15 protein-coding genes are annotated in these 16,740 nt (G+C 51.1%); 10 read left to right on the top strand and 5 right to left on the bottom strand.

All coding sequences use genetic code 11. The annotated features are described in order from the left end of the window. The first annotated feature begins 5 nt into the window (after positions 1-5). The 10 genes from misS (at position 6) to DQM57_RS01255 (ending at position 10,824) form a co-directional block, all read left to right on the top strand. Positions 6-1,412 (top strand): two-component system sensor histidine kinase MisS, encoded by a 1,407-nt coding sequence (gene misS / locus DQM57_RS01300; RefSeq protein ID WP_111726406.1) that lies wholly within the window; start codon positions 6-8, stop codon positions 1,410-1,412. A gap of 117 nt (positions 1,413-1,529) precedes the next feature. Continuing rightward, complete coding sequence (locus tag DQM57_RS01295; protein WP_111726404.1) at positions 1,530-3,956, top strand: bifunctional acetate--CoA ligase family protein/GNAT family N-acetyltransferase; 2,427 nt, start codon at positions 1,530-1,532, stop codon at positions 3,954-3,956. A gap of 45 nt (positions 3,957-4,001) precedes the next feature. Next, on the top strand, positions 4,002-4,247 hold the full coding sequence (rpsP, locus tag DQM57_RS01290) for a 30S ribosomal protein S16 (RefSeq protein ID WP_002214315.1): 246 nt from the start codon (positions 4,002-4,004) through the stop codon (positions 4,245-4,247). Between the two features lie 15 nt (positions 4,248-4,262). After that, complete coding sequence (gene rimM, locus DQM57_RS01285; protein ID WP_003675764.1) at positions 4,263-4,772, top strand: ribosome maturation factor RimM; 510 nt, start codon at positions 4,263-4,265, stop codon at positions 4,770-4,772. After that, complete coding sequence (gene trmD / locus DQM57_RS01280; RefSeq protein ID WP_003675766.1) at positions 4,772-5,521, top strand: tRNA (guanosine(37)-N1)-methyltransferase TrmD; 750 nt, start codon at positions 4,772-4,774, stop codon at positions 5,519-5,521. The genes rimM and trmD overlap by 1 nt, the downstream gene beginning before the upstream one ends. A gap of 13 nt (positions 5,522-5,534) precedes the next feature. After that, positions 5,535-5,900 (top strand): 50S ribosomal protein L19, encoded by a 366-nt coding sequence (gene rplS / locus DQM57_RS01275; RefSeq protein WP_002214322.1) that lies wholly within the window; start codon positions 5,535-5,537, stop codon positions 5,898-5,900. A 318-nt stretch (positions 5,901-6,218) separates the two neighbouring features. Continuing rightward, complete coding sequence (locus DQM57_RS01270) at positions 6,219-6,944, top strand: metal ABC transporter ATP-binding protein (RefSeq protein WP_197711729.1); 726 nt, start codon at positions 6,219-6,221, stop codon at positions 6,942-6,944. Positions 6,945-6,978: 34 nt separating this feature from the next. Further along, positions 6,979-7,854 carry a metal ABC transporter permease gene (locus tag DQM57_RS01265; protein ID WP_003675771.1) on the top strand — a complete coding sequence of 292 codons (876 nt, stop codon included), beginning with the start codon at positions 6,979-6,981 and terminating at the stop codon, positions 7,852-7,854. 76 nt (positions 7,855-7,930) lie between these two features. Further along, positions 7,931-8,842, top strand: a complete 912-nt coding sequence (locus tag DQM57_RS01260) for a metal ABC transporter solute-binding protein, Zn/Mn family (RefSeq protein ID WP_111726402.1) — start codon at positions 7,931-7,933, stop codon at positions 8,840-8,842. A gap of 320 nt (positions 8,843-9,162) precedes the next feature. After that, on the top strand, positions 9,163-10,824 hold the full coding sequence (locus DQM57_RS01255; RefSeq protein WP_111726400.1) for an electron transfer flavoprotein-ubiquinone oxidoreductase: 1,662 nt from the start codon (positions 9,163-9,165) through the stop codon (positions 10,822-10,824). Positions 10,825-10,911: 87 nt separating this feature from the next. Here DQM57_RS01255 and DQM57_RS01250 read toward each other — a convergent pair whose 3' ends face one another. From DQM57_RS01250 to nosZ, 5 genes are all read right to left on the bottom strand, one after another. After that, positions 10,912-11,406 (bottom strand): nitrous oxide reductase accessory protein NosL, encoded by a 495-nt coding sequence (locus DQM57_RS01250; protein ID WP_003675778.1) that lies wholly within the window; start codon positions 11,404-11,406, stop codon positions 10,912-10,914. After that, positions 11,403-12,233: an ABC transporter permease gene (locus tag DQM57_RS01245; protein ID WP_107996154.1), complete on the bottom strand. Its 831-nt coding sequence runs from the start codon at positions 12,231-12,233 to the stop codon at positions 11,403-11,405. Before DQM57_RS01245 ends, DQM57_RS01250 begins: the two co-directional genes overlap by 4 nt. Next, positions 12,230-13,126, bottom strand: a complete 897-nt coding sequence (locus DQM57_RS01240) for an ABC transporter ATP-binding protein (protein WP_197711728.1) — start codon at positions 13,124-13,126, stop codon at positions 12,230-12,232. Before DQM57_RS01240 ends, DQM57_RS01245 begins: the two co-directional genes overlap by 4 nt. Positions 13,127-13,183: 57 nt before the next feature. Then, positions 13,184-14,539 (bottom strand): nitrous oxide reductase family maturation protein NosD, encoded by a 1,356-nt coding sequence (locus DQM57_RS01235; RefSeq protein WP_111726398.1) that lies wholly within the window; start codon positions 14,537-14,539, stop codon positions 13,184-13,186. A gap of 170 nt (positions 14,540-14,709) precedes the next feature. Continuing rightward, positions 14,710-16,671: a TAT-dependent nitrous-oxide reductase gene (gene nosZ / locus DQM57_RS01230; RefSeq protein WP_107959912.1), complete on the bottom strand. Its 1,962-nt coding sequence runs from the start codon at positions 16,669-16,671 to the stop codon at positions 14,710-14,712. Positions 16,672-16,740: the final 69 nt, after the last annotated feature.

The following is a 16,740-nucleotide window of genomic DNA, read 5'->3' as shown; positions in this document are numbered from 1 at the left end:
GATAAATGAAACTGTTCCAACGCATCTTCGCCACATTTTGCGCAGTCATTGTCTGCGCAATCTTTGTGGCGAGTTTTTCTTTCTGGCTGGTGCAAAACACCCTTGCCGAAAACCAATTCAACCAACGCCGCACCATCGAAACCACATTGATGAGCAGCATCATTTCCGCATTTCAGGCACGCGGAGACAACGGTGCGCGCGAAATTCTGACGGAATGGAAAGACAGCCCAGTTTCATCGGCCGTATACGTTATACAGGGCGACGAAAAAAAAGATATTCTAAACAGGTACATCGATGGCTACACCATAGAACGTGCCCGGCTTTTTGCAGCCAACAACCCGAGTTCCAACCTCGTTCATATCGAATATGACCGTTTCGGTGAGGAATATCTGTTCTTCATCAAAGACTGGGACAACCATCAAGCCCAACGCCTGCCCAGCCCCTTATTCATTCCCGGACTGCCGCTCGCTCCGATTTGGCACGAATTCATCATACTGTCCTTCATCATCATCGTCGGCCTGCTGATGGCATACATCCTGGCCAGCAATATCGCCAAACCCATCAGGATTCTTGGCAACGGTATGGATAGGGTAGCAAACGGAGAACTTGAAACCCGGATTTCGCAACAAGTAGACGACCGTGATGACGAATTGTCCCATCTCGCACTGCAATTCGACAAAATGGTGGAAAAACTCGAAAAACTTGTCGCCAAAGAACGTCACCTGCTCCATCACGTCTCCCATGAAATGCGTTCTCCCCTTGCACGCATGCAGGCAATTGTCGGATTAATTCAGGCACAACCCCAAAAACAGGAACAATACCTGAAACGACTCGAAGGCGAGCTGACCCGCATGGATACGTTGGTCGGTGAACTCTTAACCTTGTCCCGGCTCGAAACCTCCAATATGGCTTTAGAAAAAGAAAAACTGAAACTCCTACCCTTCCTAAGCAACCTTGTAGAAGACAATCAAAGCATTGCCCAGAAAAACGGACAAACGGTTACCCTGTCTGCCGACGGGAAAATTCCCGAAAACGCCACCCTATATGCCAATGAAAGTTACCTGTACCGCGCCTTCGACAACGTTATCCGCAACGCTGTCAATTACAGCCCGGAAGGCAGTACCATCCTGATCAACATCGGACAAGACCACAAACACTGGATTATCGACGTTACCGACAACGGACCGGGTGTGGACGAAATGCAGCTTCCCCACATATTTACCGCCTTCTACCGGGCCGACTCCAGTGCCAACAAACCCGGAACGGGACTGGGGCTTGCATTGACCCAACATATTATTGGACAGCACTGCGGGAAAATCATCGCCGAAAACATCAAACCAAACGGGCTGCGGATGCGCTTCATCCTACCCAAGAAAAAAACCGGTTCCAAAACAGAAAAAAGTGCGAACTGACCATAATGCCGTCTGAACCCGCTTCAGACGGCATTGCACAAACAGTTACCCCAAAACAAACATACAGTGAGTGCATCTCCAACAATTACGCACATACCGTCCGCAAAGGAATATATCATGCCGACACAAACCGATCCCGGCTACTTCTTCATGCCCAACCACATTATCCTGATAGGCGCGAGCGAACAACCGTACAGCCTTGGCGAACGCATACTCAGCAACCTGCTGGGCACACCTTTCCAAGGGAAAATTACCCCTGTAAACCCGCGCCACCACACCATAGCAGGACTGCCCGCCTACCCCAGCCTCAACAAAATCCCCGGCGGCGCAGACCTTATCATTGCCGTTACCCCGCCCGACAGCTACGACACCCTGTTCAAGGCCTGCCAAAAAAAACAACTCCAACACATTATCCTCATACAAGACTGGAACAGCCTCTCCTCCTCCGAGCTAAACACAGCCGAAAACGCCATACGTAAACACCACGGAGACCGCCTCAACATTACCGCCTGCACCACGGCAGGCATTCAGATTCCTTCGCTCGGACTCAACATCAGCACCCATGACGAATACGCCGCAGGCTATACCGCCATACTGACCGGAGATGCCGCCGTCAGCCGCCAAATCGATACCGTCCTCAAAAAACTCCATCAAGGCATATCCCGCCACATCAGCCTGAACTACGGCATCAGCCCCATCACTTCCTCCGACTGGCTCAACCGCTTCGGCCACAGCCTGCACACCAAAACCGCCGTCCTACACCACAACCTGGAAGAAGACCAGCGCAAACTGTTCAGTGCCATCCGCCAATTTACCCGCCACACACCACTCATTCTCCACATCACCTATCGCACGACCGAAACCGACCGTGCCGTACTACACAGCCTCGCCCGCCGTTGCAATTTCCTCATCAGCTTCAACACCGACGACCTCGAAGCCGCACTACGCGCCCAACTATCTAATCTTCCACAGCTGTCACGACTCGACATCCTGTCCGACACGCCTGCCGAATGGCTGCACGCATACACACCGGCAAACCTCTCACTCCACTTCCCGACAACATCCCGTCAAGTCAGCAACGGATACATAACCTGCACGCCCACGCCCTCGCTCTGCCACAACATCGTATCCCGCCAACTTTCACACCCCGATACACAAGCCGTATTGACAATACTCACCCCTTCCGGACACAAAGACTATAAAAACACGGCACGCGCGCTTATCCGCCTATCAGAACAAACCGCCAAACCTCTGTTCATCAGCAGCCCCGTATCAGACGGCATAAACCACTTCGACTCGCCCACACAGGCAATCCGCACACTCGCCTTTCACAATACCGCCGCCGAACTAAAGCAGCTGCAGCTTTGCACCGCACCGCTGAAACCATGCCATCTGAAAACCCCGCAACCCCAAAATATCAAAAAAGCCCTCGAAACAGCCAACCTATCACTGCTTGCAGAATCCCTGCACCTTCCACCCTATCGCCCTTCCACCCACAACGCCGTACAATTCCAATTCGACAGCCATCCCATTTACGGCAATATTCTGACCGTACGGTACGCAGGGCAAACCACAGCCGCCCTTCCCCCGTTTACCACACAGGACAGCCTCCATATCGCCCAGTTTGCCGAATTGAAAGACCCGCAAACCCTTAACCAGTTCATTCACACACTGACCACCCTTTCCAACCACAACCTGCACATCGGCAAAATCACCCTCAACCTAAATGGCGGACAATACAATACCGACTTTGATCTGAAAGCACCCGAAACACACAATGCACCCGGACGCAAAACAACAAGCAAGACCGTACAAACCCTCGAACACGCCGCCGCAAAAATGCAAAGTGCCGCCCAATATCTGAAACACAAAAACCCGGCAGCCTCCGAGTTCCTCCGGCACACAAGCGAAGCGACCGCCGAACTGATCGGCAGCAAAACCGTAACCGATAAAAAAACACCCAACGTGCTCCCGCCCTACCCTGAGGCACACCCAAAAATACTGTCTCTAAAAAACAACATGACCGTTACAGTAAGCCCGCTGCTGCCCGAAGATGCCGAGGCCAAACAAAAATTCATCCGAAAACTCAGTCCCGAAGCACGGTACACACGCTTCATGACCCACACCAACGAACTTCCTGAAGGCACATTGGCACGCTTATGCAGCCCGGACTACTACTGCGAAGCCGCATGGACAGCAAGAGATAATAACGACAACATCGTCGCCGTCGTCCGCCACAGCCGCTTGAACCGCAACGAATGCGAGTTCAGCATCGCATTGACAGAAAATATGCGCGGCAGCGGGCTGGCACAGCAAATGATGAACCTCACCATCCATACCGCAACACAACAAGGCTACCGGACTATGAGTGCCGACATCCTCAAAGCCAACACCCCCATGGTTAAACTTGCTGAAAAATCAGGATTTACCCTCAAAGAATCAGACACCGAAAAAAACCTATACCGCGCATACCTTCACCTCGTGCCCGACAAAACAACAACAAAAACAAATAAAAACTTGCACACCAACCACAAAATACCCTAAAATTGGCAGTTTCTATATATCCGATTTTCTCAAAAGGACCTAAAGATGGTAGTTATCCGTTTGGCACGCGGCGGCTCAAAACACCGCCCTTTCTACAACGTCATCGTTACTGACTCACGCAGCCGCCGCGACGGCCGCTTCATTGAACGCGTAGGCTTCTACAACCCCGTAGCCAACGAAAAACAAGAACGCGTACGCCTCAACGCAGACCGCCTGAACCACTGGATTGCACAAGGTGCGCAGGTTAGCGACTCTGTTGCAAAACTGATTAAAGAACAAAAAGCCGCATAACCCTCATTTTCCGCCATGACAGACACTCAAAACCGGGTAGCCATGGGCTACATCAAAGGTGTATTCGGCATAAAAGGCTGGCTAAAAATTGCTGCCAATACCGAGTATTCCGACAGCCTTTTGGATTACCCCGAGTGGCAATTGGTTAAAGACGGAAAAACTGTCGTCGTTACCCTAGAGGAGGGTAAAGTTGTCAACGGTGAGCTCCAAGTCAAATTTGAAGGTATAAACGACCGCGACTTGGCATTCTCATTGCGCGGTTACACCATTGAAATCCCCCGTGAAGCATTCGCACCGACGGAAGAAGGAGAATACTACTGGGCCGACTTGGTGGGCATGACCGTTACCAATAAAGACAATACCATCCTGGGTAAAGTCAGCAACCTGATGGAAACAGGTGCAAACGACGTATTAGTGGTTAATGGGAAATACGGGCAAATCCTGATTCCATTCGTATCACAATATGTTGAAACAGTCGATACCGGCAGTAAAACCATTATTGCCGATTGGGGTTTGGACTACTAATGCTTATCCAGGCGATTACCATTTTCCCTGAAATGTTCGACAGCATAATCCATTACGGCGTAACGGGGCGTGCAAACAAACAGGGGATTTGGCAGTTTAAATCGGTTAATCCCCGAGCGTTTGCCGACAACAGGCTGGGCTATATCGACGACCGCCCCTTTGGCGGCGGTCCTGGAATGATTATGATGGCTCCACCGCTTTATGCGGCAATAGAACATGCCAAAACACAATCTTCCCAAGCTGCAAAAGTCATCTACCTCAGTCCGCAAGGGAAACCGCTGACACATAAAAAAGCGGTAGAACTGGCCAAGCTCCCGCATATGATTTTATTGTGCGGACGGTATGAGGGCATAGACGAAAGGCTTCTGCAAAGCAGTATCGACGAAGAAATCAGCATCGGAGATTTTGTTGTTTCCGGCGGAGAGCTTCCTGCCATGATGCTGATAGATGCAGTTTTGAGGCTGCTGCCGGGCGTATTGGGCGACATACAGTCTGCCGAACAAGACTCGTTCTCAAACGGTATTTTGGATTATCCCCAATACACCAAACCATTAGAATTTCAAGGCATGGCTGTTCCGGAAGTATTACGTTCCGGCAACCATGGTTTGATTGCGGAATGGCGGTTGGAACAATCGCTTCGCCGCACCCTGGAGCGCAGACCCGACTTATTGGAAAAGCGCAGTTTAATCCCAAAGGAATCCCGCCTCTTGAATAAAATCCTACAAGAGCAACGGGAAATCCAATCATAATTTAGGAAAAACAATGAACCTGATCCAACAATTGGAGCAAGAAGAAATTGCCCGTCTGAACAAAGACATCCCCGAATTTGCACCAGGCGACACCGTAGTTGTATCCGTACGCGTCGTAGAGGGTACACGTAGCCGTCTGCAAGCCTACGAAGGCGTGGTTATTGCCCGTCGCAACCGTGGTCTGAACAGCAACTTTATCGTCCGTAAAATTTCCAGCGGTGAAGGTGTTGAACGTACTTTCCAACTGTACTCTCCTACCGTTGAGAAAATTGAAGTCAAACGCCGTGGTGACGTACGCCGTGCCAAACTTTACTACCTGCGCGGCCTGACCGGCAAAGCTGCACGCATTAAAGAGAAATTGCCTGCACGCAAAGGTTAATCCAAACGATTTTCCCCAATGCCGTCTGAACGTTCAGACGGCATTTTTTATCGCCGCAATATCAACAAGACAACGATATTACCAATCCGCCTCCCCTGCTTAACAAGTACTCCCATCCATTCAAGCAAAATTTACAGACTAAACGTTATACAGTATCATATCCGCCATATTAACGATAAACAACCCACCTGCCTCTCTTCTAAAACCGCAAATCATCATGACATACTCCCTTTTATTATCAGGCCTAATCCTTCGACTCGTCCTTGCCCTGATTGCCGTAACCCTTATATGGGGAACTTACTTTTGGGCAATATCCGCATGAGTATCATCGTTGAAAACCTAACGGTCAGCTACCACCGCCGACCTGCCGTGCACCATGTGGACATTACTTTTGAAGAACATAGCATGTGGGCGGTTTTCGGTCCCAATGGCGCAGGAAAGTCTACTTTTCTTAAATCCTTGATGGGATTGCAGCCTCTCGACACGGGCAGCATCCGGCTGGACGGATTAACCCGTCAAAACATTGCCTACCTTCCCCAGCAGTCCGACATCGACCGCTCCCAACCTATGACCGTTTTCGACTTGGCCGCAATGGGGCTTTGGTATGAAATCGGCTTTTTCAAAGGCATAAACTCAACTCAAAAGCAACGTGTTCACGAAGCCTTGGAGCGCGTCGGAATGCAACGGTTTGCCAACCGTCAGATTGCCTATCTCTCAAACGGACAATTTCAGCGTGTCCTTTTTGCCCGAATGCTGGTTCAAAACGCCAAATTCCTACTTCTGGACGAACCCTTCAATGCCGTTGATGCACGGACAACCTACGAGCTTCTCGACGTATTGCAAAAATGTCATTGCAACGGACACGCTATCATTGCCGTTTTGCACGATTACGAACAAGTCCGTGCCTACTTTCCTAACACTATGCTGCTTGCACGTGAAAAAATTGCGGCAGGTGCAACTGAAACCATACTGACGGAAGCCTATCTTGCCCAAGCCAATGCCAAGATGCAGAAACAGGAAAGCCCTGACTGGTGCGCTTCATAATACCGTCTAAAACCATGTTCTCGTACCAAACACTATGACTCCCTACGACCTGCTTATCACACCCTTTGCAGAATTTGACTTTATGCGCTACGCCCTTGCATCCGTCTTCTGCCTTGCCCTTAGTGCCGCTCCTGTCGGCGTATTCCTCGTCATGCGGCGAATGAGCCTGATAGGTGACGCACTGAGTCACTCCGTCCTTCCCGGAGCAGCCGTCGGTTATATGTTTGCAGGCCTGAGCCTGCCCGCGATGGGCTTGGGCGGCGTAGTTGCAGGAATGCTGATGGCGCTGCTTGCCGGACTCGTCAGCCGTTTTACCACGCTCAAAGAAGATGCCAACTTTGCTGCCTTTTACCTGAGCAGCCTTGCTATCGGCGTCGTTCTCGTTAGCAAAAACGGGAGCAGCGTCGATTTGCTCCACCTCCTTTTCGGCTCTGTACTTGCCGTCGATATTCCTGCCCTGCAACTCATCGCCGCCGTCTCCAGCCTCACGCTCATTACCCTTGCCGTCATCTACCGCCCCCTCGTACTGGAAAGCATAGATCCCCTGTTTCTCAAATCCGTCAACGGCAAAGGCGGACTTTGGCATGTTACTTTCCTCATCCTCGTCGTCATGAACCTCGTATCCGGCTTCCAAGCCCTCGGTACCCTCATGTCGGTCGGTCTCATGATGCTGCCTGCCATCACCGCCCGCTTATGGGCAAGAAATCTGGGGATGCTCATTCTTTTATCTGTCCTCATTGCCCTCTTTTGCGGTTTTACCGGACTACTTATTTCCTACCACATCGAAATCCCTTCCGGACCCGCCATTATCCTCTGCTGCAGCACCCTCTACCTACTTTCCGTCATACTCGGCAAAGAAGGCGGCATCTTGCCCAAATGGTTCAAAAACCACCGCCACCATACCACCTGACACTGCAGGCTGCTTGAACAAACAGGCAGCTTGTTTTACCATAATGAATGTTACGTTATATCACAGGAGAACAGTCATGAAACACCCCAAACTCACCCTAATCGCCGCATTACTGACCACTGCCGCAACTGCTGCACCCCTTCCGGTTGTAACCAGTTTCAGCATTTTAGGCGATGTGGCCAAACAAATCGGCGGAGAGCGCGTATCCATACAAAGTTTGGTCGGAGCCAACCAAGATACTCATGCCTATCACATGACCAGCGGCGACATTAAAAAAATCCGCAGTGCAAAACTTGTCCTGATTAACGGTTTAGGTCTCGAAGCTGCCGATGTACAACGTGCCGTCAAACAAAGCAAAGTATCCTATGCCGAAGCAGCCAAAGGCATCAAACCCCTCAAAGCCGAAGAAGAAGGCGGACACCATCATGATCATGACCATGACCACGAAGGACACCACCACGACCACGGCGAATTTGACCCGCACGTCTGGAATGACCCCGTCCTCATGTCCACCTATGCCCAAAACGTCGCCGAAGCCCTGATAAAAGCCGACCCCGAAGGTAAAGTTTATTATCAACAACGCTTGGGCAACTACCAAATGCAGCTCAAAAAACTGCACAGCGATGCACAAGCCGCATTTAATGCCGTCCCTGCCGCCAAACGTAAAGTCCTGACCGGTCACGATGCCTTTTCCTATATGGGCAAACGTTACCATATCGAGTTCATCGCCCCGCAAGGTGTGAGCAGCGAAGCCGAGCCTTCAGCCAAACAAGTCGCCGCCATCATCCGACAAATCAAACGCGAAGGCATCAAAGCCGTATTTACCGAAAATATCAAAGACACCCGCATGGTTGACCGCATCGCCAAAGAAACCGGTGTCAACGTCAGCGGCAAACTGTATTCCGACGCACTCGGCAACGCACCCGCAGACACCTACATCGGCATGTACCGCCACAATATCAAGGCAATGAGCGAAGCCATGAAATAACCCTCCAACCTGAATGCCGTCTGAAACTCTTCAGACGGCATTTTGACATCGTACACGGCCGGCTGTTTCAAAACCGCCCAAAACCGCCGTCACCGGTTTTTGAATCCAATCTGACAAAATCAGTAAAATATCCGACCATCTTCCCAACTCGAAAAGTATGGATACAAACCACCAATAAAAAATATTCCTGCCCATATGAGGGCACATTCCGTCTGAATGCCTGAGAAGCTATTTCAGACGGCATTGTTTTATTTGGTAAGCAACTGTCTGCGTTGTATAATTGACCGTTTTAGAATCGATAATAAATAATAGGAACCGCCATGACAGAATCCATCACCCGCGACAGTATGCAATACGATGTCGTGATTGTCGGCGCAGGCCCGTCGGGTTTGTCCGCCGCCATCAAACTCAAGCAGCTTGCCGAAAAAAACGGGCGCGAAATCAGCGTTTGCGTGGTGGAGAAAGGTTCTGAAGCAGGTGCGCATTCGCTGGCTGGCGCAGTTATCGATCCGATTGCGCTGAATGAGTTGATTTCCGACTGGAAAGAAAAAGGTGCACCGCTGACGCGCGCGGTAACGCAGGACAAGGTTTTGTTCCTGACGGAGAAAAAGGCGTCCAATCTGCCTGTTACCCCCAACTTCGACAATCACGGCAACTACATCGTCAGCTTGGGCGAAGTCGTGCGTTGGTTAGCAGAGCAAGCGGAAAATATGGGCGTAGAAATCTATCCGGGCTTTGCCGCCGCCGAAGTGCTGTATCACGAAGACGGTTCGGTCAAAGGCATTGCGACCGGCAATATGGGCGTGGGCAAAGACGGCGAGCCGACCGATTCATTCCAGCCCGGCATGGAACTTTGGGCGCAGCAAACCCTGTTTGCCGAAGGCTGCCGAGGTTCGCTTTCCAAACAAGTCATCGAACGTTTCCAACTCGACCAAAACAGCCAGCCGCAAACTTACGGCTTGGGCATTAAAGAAGTTTGGGAAGTGCCGTCTGAAAAACATCAGCCCGGCTTGGTGGTGCACAGCGCGGGCTGGCCGCTGGACAGCAAAACCTACGGCGGCGCGTTTGTTTACCATTTCGACGACAACAAAGTTGCCGTCGGTTTCGTAGTCGGTTTGGACTATCAAAACCCTTATCTGTCGCCGTTTGAAGAGTTCCAACGCTTCAAAACCCATCCCGAAATCCGCAAAACCTTCGAAGGTGGCCGCCGCATTGCTTACGGCGCGCGTTCGCTGATTGAAGGCGGTTTGCAAAGCCTGCCGAAGCTCTCGTTCAAAGGCGGCGTTTTAATCGGCGACGCAGCGGGCTTCCTCAATATGCCGCGCATCAAAGGCATTCATACCGCGATGAAATCCGCCATGCTCGCCGCCGAAGCCGTATTCCCCTTGTTGGAAAACCTTGAAGAAGTGGAGGGTTTCGACAGCGGCAAAGAAGCAGCGGATTATCAGCAACGTTTTGAACAAAGCTGGCTGTATCAAGAGCTTTACGCCGCGCGCAATGTCCGTCCGTCATTCAAATGGGGCGTTTACCTCGGCTCGCTTTATACCGGCATCGACCAGATGATTTTCAAAGGCAAAGCCCCGTGGACCTTGAAACATCACGGCAAAGACAATGAGCAGCTCAAAAAAGCCGCCGCGTGCAAGCCGATTGATTATCCGAAGCCCGACGGCGTGTTGACCTTCGACCGCTTAAGCAGCGTCTTCCTCGCCAATCTCGCGCACGAAGAAAACCAGCCCGACCATTTGGTGCTGAAAAATCCGCAAACGATGATAGACGTGAACTACAAAGAATACGCCTCGCCCGAAACCCGCTATTGTCCGGCCGGCGTATATGAAATCGTCGAAGAAAACGGCAGCCCGCGCCTGCAAATCAACGCTGCCAACTGCGTTCACTGTAAAACGTGCGACATCAAAGACCCGACGCAAAACATCACTTGGATTTGTCCCGAAGGTGCAAGCGGGCCGAATTACGGCGGGATGTGAAGGTTCTTTCCTGCCGACACTATACCGGACAAGAAAAGAAAAACCGACCGAAACTCATTTTTAAAGTTTCGGCCGGTTTTTTCAATATTATTTGAAAATATAGGTATCAGGCATATCGTCGAAACCGACAACCTTACCGCCTTTATCCTTTGCAAATTTTTCAGCCTGCTCCTTGTTGCCGAACGGCAGCGCGTCTTCCGCACCCATACCGCCGATAAAGCCGCTGTCAATGACATAAAAGGCTTTTTTCGCATCTATCCACTTCGTGTCGGCATTGGGATTTGTCCAATCGGTAACATTACCCATATCGGTAACGTAAATAACACGGATGCCTTTAGGCTCTTCGGGCAGTTTGGTATAGCCGAACATCTGCTTGATGGTGGAGAACCAAACTGGCTGGTCAGGTTTGCCGTTCAAGAAAATCTGGGCTTTGGGGCCGTTGTGTTCGGTCAGGTTCATACTGCAATAGTGTCCGACCGAACGATCGCTAATCTGCTGAGGTAAAGGAGGCGCCGCCTCTTCCGCCTGCTGGCAGGCACTTAAGGCGAAAACGGCAACAATTGCCGACAGGGTTTTTTTCATATTTGTCGCTTTCCAAAAATTCTGGCTGCCAAGATAAGCGGAATAATAACCCATAAAACCTGCGCGGTCAGCAAAACAGGAACCGTCAGGCTGATTTGTCCGCTCAAACCCGCCATACCCGCATACATAGCAGTATTTTCATAACCGGTCAGGTTGAGTAGGCGGTAGATGTCGGTGGGATTAAACAGAAGCACTGTTTCAACGACAGGCGCGGTAATAACCTGCTGCGAGTCGGCAACCAGAATACCCAGTAGTGCCATATCGAAGATGACGACGAAAAACAACCACACACCGATGGAAATACCGGCCGCCGTACCCCGTTCTTTAACTTTTGCACTGATTAAGTAACCCATGGACAGAAAAGCCGCGCCGAGGATGACGCTGGCGGCAATCAACAATGCAAAGGGTTTCCAGGCGGCAATATCAAAGCTGCCGTTGGCAAGTTGCAGCGTAATGCCTGCCAATCCGTAACCGGCAGTAGTGGCAAGGGCGAGGATGATGAGGTGTCCGATAAACTTGCCGGCAAGTATTTGATTACGCGAAATAGGATAACTCAACAGAAGCGCCATCGTACCTCGCTCAATCTCCCCAATCAGTGCATCGTAGGAGAGCAGCATGGCAATCAGCGGAATCAGGAAAATAGACAGGCTCGACAGGCTGACGACGGTAACGGTCAGCGGGTCGACCTTGACCGAACCGGTGGGCGAGCTGCCGAGAAAACCTAAAGAAAGGGCGAGTGCGGCTAGCAAGAGTGCAGCGGCAAGAACCCAACGGTTGCGCAGGCTGTCGCGGACTTCTTTGCCGGTAATAATCCAAACAGGGTTCATACGTCCTCCCTTTTCAAGAACTGTGCGTACATTTCATCAAGCGTCGGGGTGTGGATATCGAGATAGGCAAGGTCGGACAGGCTGCCCAGCTCACCCAAAAGGTTCATGCGTTCTTCCGCCTGACATTGTGCCCGGTAAGAAATGCCGTCTGAAAGCGGCTGCCAGCGTCCGCTCAGGGTACGCGGCGCATTGAGGCGGATATTGACGGTCAGTGGCAGTCCGCTTTGGATGTGCAATTCGTCCATGCTGCCGTCGGCAACCTTAACGCCGTTTTTCATCACGACGATACGGTCGGCGTGTCCGTCCAATTCTGCAAGGGCGTGAGTACTGAGCAATACAGTTGCGCCCCGCCCGTTGAGTTCGCGTACGACTTCGTAAAACATTTGTCGTGATGCAGGGTCAAGACCGGTTGTCGGTTCGTCAAACAGCAGGACTTTGGGCTCGCCCAACAGGGCTTGTGCAAGAGCAAGGCGTTGCCTCATCCCTTTCGAGTAGGTGCCGACGCGGCGGTGTGCGGCTTGGGAAATGCCGACGCGCTCAAGCAGCTTACGGTTCTGGGTGAGCGGCTGTTTCTTAAGTTTCGCGTAAAAGTCCAGCGTTTCGATGCCGGTCAACGAGGGGTGCAGCGCAACAGTTTCGGGCAGGTAGCCTATTTGACTACGCAGCTGCGCCCCCGCTTTACTGCCGGTACGTTCGCCCAAAAGCATCACTTCACCTTCGGTCGGTGTAATCAACCCGAGTATCAGCTTCATGATGGTGGATTTACCCGCGCCGTTGTGTCCGGCAAGCCCGACGCTTTCTCCGGCCTTCAAAACCAAATCAACTTGGTTGACCGCTTTTTGCGTACCGAACCGTTTGGTTACATTCCTCAATTCGACATGATGTGTGGTCATGGTTTTTCCTTTTGTGTTTTCAGACGGCATTTGAATCCGGATGCCGTCTGAAACAGACTAGTTCAGAGAACCGTTTTCCGCTTTACTCCATTCCGACTGCCGTGTTTCGGCTTCTTTGAGCAACTCGTCCTTCATTGCCTGATAGCGTGTTTGGATTTTGACAACGTAAGGCTTCATCAGCGGTTTGCTGTCCACCACGCCGCCGGGCAAAACGGCGGGAAATTGCGCCTGCGCCCATTTGACGATGCTGATTGCAGGACTGTTCATCAGAAGGCGTGCAACCGGTGCGCGCCAGATGATTTGGTCGATAATGCCGTTGGGGCGGTACGCGCTGTCGCCAAAGCCGTCGCCGTCAAGATCAAATGCGCTGTTGTCGCTCCAGTAGTTGCCGTGTCCGCCCTCGCTCCAGTCGAGAAAACGCGTGCTGACATATTTGACCTGACTTTCGTTATTGACAAAGGAATTGTCATGCAAGGACGTACCTTCGATGGCGGCGGTAAAGTGTATGCCGATTTGGCAGTTTTCAAAATGATTGGCGAAAAGTTTATCGTAGTTGGCATTGTAGGCAAATACGCACTTGCCCGCCTTGTTGATAATGTTGTCGTGAATATCGGAATAGTTGACATAGTTGAGCATAATGCCCTGGTCGCGGCTGCCAACGGCAATATTGTCGAATACTTTGAGCCGCTCGGAAAACATCAGCACATATCCCATATTGTTGCCCACGGAAATATTGCCGCTGATTTCACTGTCGTTGGTATACATATAGTGGACGGCGAAACGCAAATCGCTGAAGCGGTTGTTTTTATAGGTATTGTATGTACTGGTATTGGAAAAAATGCCGTCCCGTCCTTTGGAAATGTCGTTACCGACAACTTGCGCACCGGGTGCGTTCCAAACGGTAACGCCGTTGCCGCGCTCATTCACGCGCAAAGTTGCATCGCCGACGATTTTATTCTCGCGTACCATCGCATCGGCAGAACCATGCAGATATACGCCGACCGAATTATCAAAAATATTGTTGTGTTCAATCAGGGCGCGCGGGGCGGTTTCTTCGAGATAAATACCGGCATCCATTGCAGGCAGACTCATACCGGAACGTGTAACGGTCAGGTTGCGGAGCGTTACGTCCGGCGCATGCACAGCTATCGTACGGCCGCTCCTATCTCCTTCCACAGTTGCGGAACGGTCGGCAGGTCCTTCAATCGTAATCGGTTTGTCAATATGAAGTTTGGTTTTATATACGCCGGAAGCAAGTTTAAGTGTATCGCCCGCATGGGCACGGGCAAGAATTTCGGCAAGATTGTCTTGCGGAGAAACGTGGACGACGGCTGCCGATGCCGTCTGAAAAATACTGGCGCCGGCAAGTATCAGCACGGCCCTCAGCCATGTACGAAGTGCGGATGTGTGCATGGTGTTCCTCTGTTTCGTTCGGTATGGCAAAACAAAATGAAACATGATTCAAATGGATCTGTTTTTATAGCGAAACCGTCTGGATGTATACCGCAAACGGTTTGGCTATAAATGCCGTCTGAAAACCGGTTGTCTTCAGACGGCATTCTCTATATCAAGCTATCATGCTATTATTTGGGATGAACAATCATCTGACCGGACATTTCCATGTGCAATGCATGGCAGAACCATTGGCAGTAGTACCAGTGTACGCCCGGACGGACAGCTTTGAAGGTTACGGAAGATGTCGCTTGCGGGCCAATCTCCATAGCAATACCGTAGCCTTCCAAAGTGAAGCCGTGAGTCAAGTCCTCAATGGTCTCGACGTTGGTTACGTATACGGTTACTTCGTCGCCTTGATTCACTTCAAATTGAGGGATACTGAATGCAGGCGCAACGGCGGTCATGTACACACGTACTTTGTTGCCTTCGCGTACGACTTTGGCGGCTTTTTCCAGCTCGACGCCGTCTTTTTTCGCCTGTTCCAAAGCATCCTGCCAGAACCATGGGTCTTTGCGGTCCCAAGTTTTGCTCGGATTGAGTTTGGCTGCAGAAACCAGACAGAAGTCATGCGGTTCGGCAAAAGTCGGATTATCGTGTACCAGACGCATTTCGTCGCCGGAGATGTCGATCAATTGGTCACACTCGGGTTTCAAAGGACCGGCATTCAAGAAGCGGTCTTTAGAGAATTTGTTCAAAGACACCAGCCATTGACCGTCGGCTTCTTTGGTTTCGCCCATGGTCGTATGGTTGTGGCCCGGTTGATAGTGAACGTCGAGTTTTTGTTTGATCGGATCGATTTTCTCGCCTTTGTAGGCTTTGATCGCATCGTCAATATTCCATTTCACCATTTGGCTGTCGATAAACAATGTCGTATAAGCATTGCCGCGACCGTCAAATGCAGTGTGTAATGGGCCGAGACCCAGTTGCGGTTCGGCTACGACCACATCGCGCTCTTTGATTTTGCCTGCAAACAAATCGTCCAGTTTGCTGACATCCAATACGGTAACGGTTGGAGACAGTTTACCGTTGAGCATGATGTATTTACCGTCAGGGCTTGCGTTACAGCCGTGAGGAGAGTTCGGCACAGGGATATAACGCGTGTATTTAGATTTGGCTTCAGCGCGGCCGTCCAGCATTTTCACGCCGTTAACTTCTTTGAAGTCGCCTGCTTTAATACCTTCTTCAATAGCTTTCAGGTTGAAAACGACACACCAGTCTTGCTCGTTGGAAGATGCACCTTGTACGGTCAGCGCGCGCTCGGAGTTGTAGCAGGTGGCAAAAGAATATTTGCCTTGGTAGTCGGCATCGCCGTTGTCCAGGTTACCGTCAACCAATACTTGCCATGCGATTTCCATGGTTTCGCCGTCGATAGCGGTATACACTGCATTCCAGGTTTTTGCATCATCCAGTTTACCTACGCCGTCAACTGGAACAATGTGTTCGCCGTTGGCAAAAACGTAACCGGTTTTCGGATAACGTTGCGGACGCAGGCCGTGGATACCAGAAGCATTAGGAATATCGATGATTTTATCGGTTTTCATTACATCCAAGCGGACGCGGCAAACACGAGTGTTTGCCTTATCGTTGGCGTAAGCATAGCGGCCGTCGTAAGTTTGGTCGGTAAACGACAAGTGCGGGTGGTGCAAGTCGCCGTTGGGGTAGCAACGCAGACCGCTGTCTTGTAAGAATTTACGTGTTTCTTCGGTAATATTTCCGTTGAGGACTTTCAAGCTCTCATTGGTACGTCCCCAACCGGTCGCGCTGTCCATATTGAACACGGGAATACGCATCAGTTCGCGCATGGAAGGCAGACCAATCAGGCGCATCTCGCCGGACTGACCGCCGGAAAGGAAACCGTAATATTGATCAAGCTCGCCCGGACCGACTTCGGAAGACAGTTGACCCGGTTTGGCTTCACCATGCTCCTTGGCGGCAGGGGCGGCGCCAGAAGCGGCAGCCTGTTCGCCATCTTTAGAGCAACCCGCCAAACCTAACAGGCCCGCACCAGCAATACCTGCACCGGAAGCAGCGGCCGTACCTAAGAATGAACGACGACTCAAGCCGTTTTGTTCTAATTTTTCGTCTGACATACAACACTCCTTGGATAAAATACGGCAAACCGGTTTTCGGACGACCTGCCGATGGGAAAAAATTTTGTT

This window comes from Neisseria cinerea (assembly GCF_900475315.1).
Classification (GTDB): Bacteria; Pseudomonadota; Gammaproteobacteria; order Burkholderiales; family Neisseriaceae; genus Neisseria; species Neisseria cinerea.
The sequence above is the reverse complement of the archived record's forward strand: the minus strand, read 5'-3'. Positions and strand labels throughout refer to the sequence as shown.

Excerpts from the sequence above, each read along its gene's own strand:
- rplS (WP_002214322.1), top strand. The coding sequence starts at position 5,535 with ATGAACCTGATCCAACAATTGGAGCAAGAAGAAATTGCCCGTCTGAAC.
- rpsP (WP_002214315.1), top strand. The coding sequence starts at position 4,002 with ATGGTAGTTATCCGTTTGGCACGCGGCGGCTCAAAACACCGCCCTTTC.
- DQM57_RS01270 (WP_197711729.1), top strand. The coding sequence starts at position 6,219 with ATGAGTATCATCGTTGAAAACCTAACGGTCAGCTACCACCGCCGACCT.
- DQM57_RS01245 (WP_107996154.1), bottom strand. The coding sequence starts at position 12,233 with ATGAACCCTGTTTGGATTATTACCGGCAAAGAAGTCCGCGACAGCCTG.
- DQM57_RS01295 (WP_111726404.1), top strand. The coding sequence starts at position 1,530 with ATGCCGACACAAACCGATCCCGGCTACTTCTTCATGCCCAACCACATT.
- misS (WP_111726406.1), top strand. The coding sequence starts at position 6 with ATGAAACTGTTCCAACGCATCTTCGCCACATTTTGCGCAGTCATTGTC.
- DQM57_RS01260 (WP_111726402.1), top strand. The coding sequence starts at position 7,931 with ATGAAACACCCCAAACTCACCCTAATCGCCGCATTACTGACCACTGCC.
- DQM57_RS01240 (WP_197711728.1), bottom strand. The coding sequence starts at position 13,126 with ATGACCACACATCATGTCGAATTGAGGAATGTAACCAAACGGTTCGGT.
- nosZ (WP_107959912.1), bottom strand. The coding sequence starts at position 16,671 with ATGTCAGACGAAAAATTAGAACAAAACGGCTTGAGTCGTCGTTCATTC.
- rimM (WP_003675764.1), top strand. The coding sequence starts at position 4,263 with ATGACAGACACTCAAAACCGGGTAGCCATGGGCTACATCAAAGGTGTA.
- DQM57_RS01250 (WP_003675778.1), bottom strand. The coding sequence starts at position 11,406 with ATGAAAAAAACCCTGTCGGCAATTGTTGCCGTTTTCGCCTTAAGTGCC.
- DQM57_RS01265 (WP_003675771.1), top strand. The coding sequence starts at position 6,979 with ATGACTCCCTACGACCTGCTTATCACACCCTTTGCAGAATTTGACTTT.
- DQM57_RS01255 (WP_111726400.1), top strand. The coding sequence starts at position 9,163 with ATGACAGAATCCATCACCCGCGACAGTATGCAATACGATGTCGTGATT.
- trmD (WP_003675766.1), top strand. The coding sequence starts at position 4,772 with ATGCTTATCCAGGCGATTACCATTTTCCCTGAAATGTTCGACAGCATA.
- DQM57_RS01235 (WP_111726398.1), bottom strand. The coding sequence starts at position 14,539 with ATGCACACATCCGCACTTCGTACATGGCTGAGGGCCGTGCTGATACTT.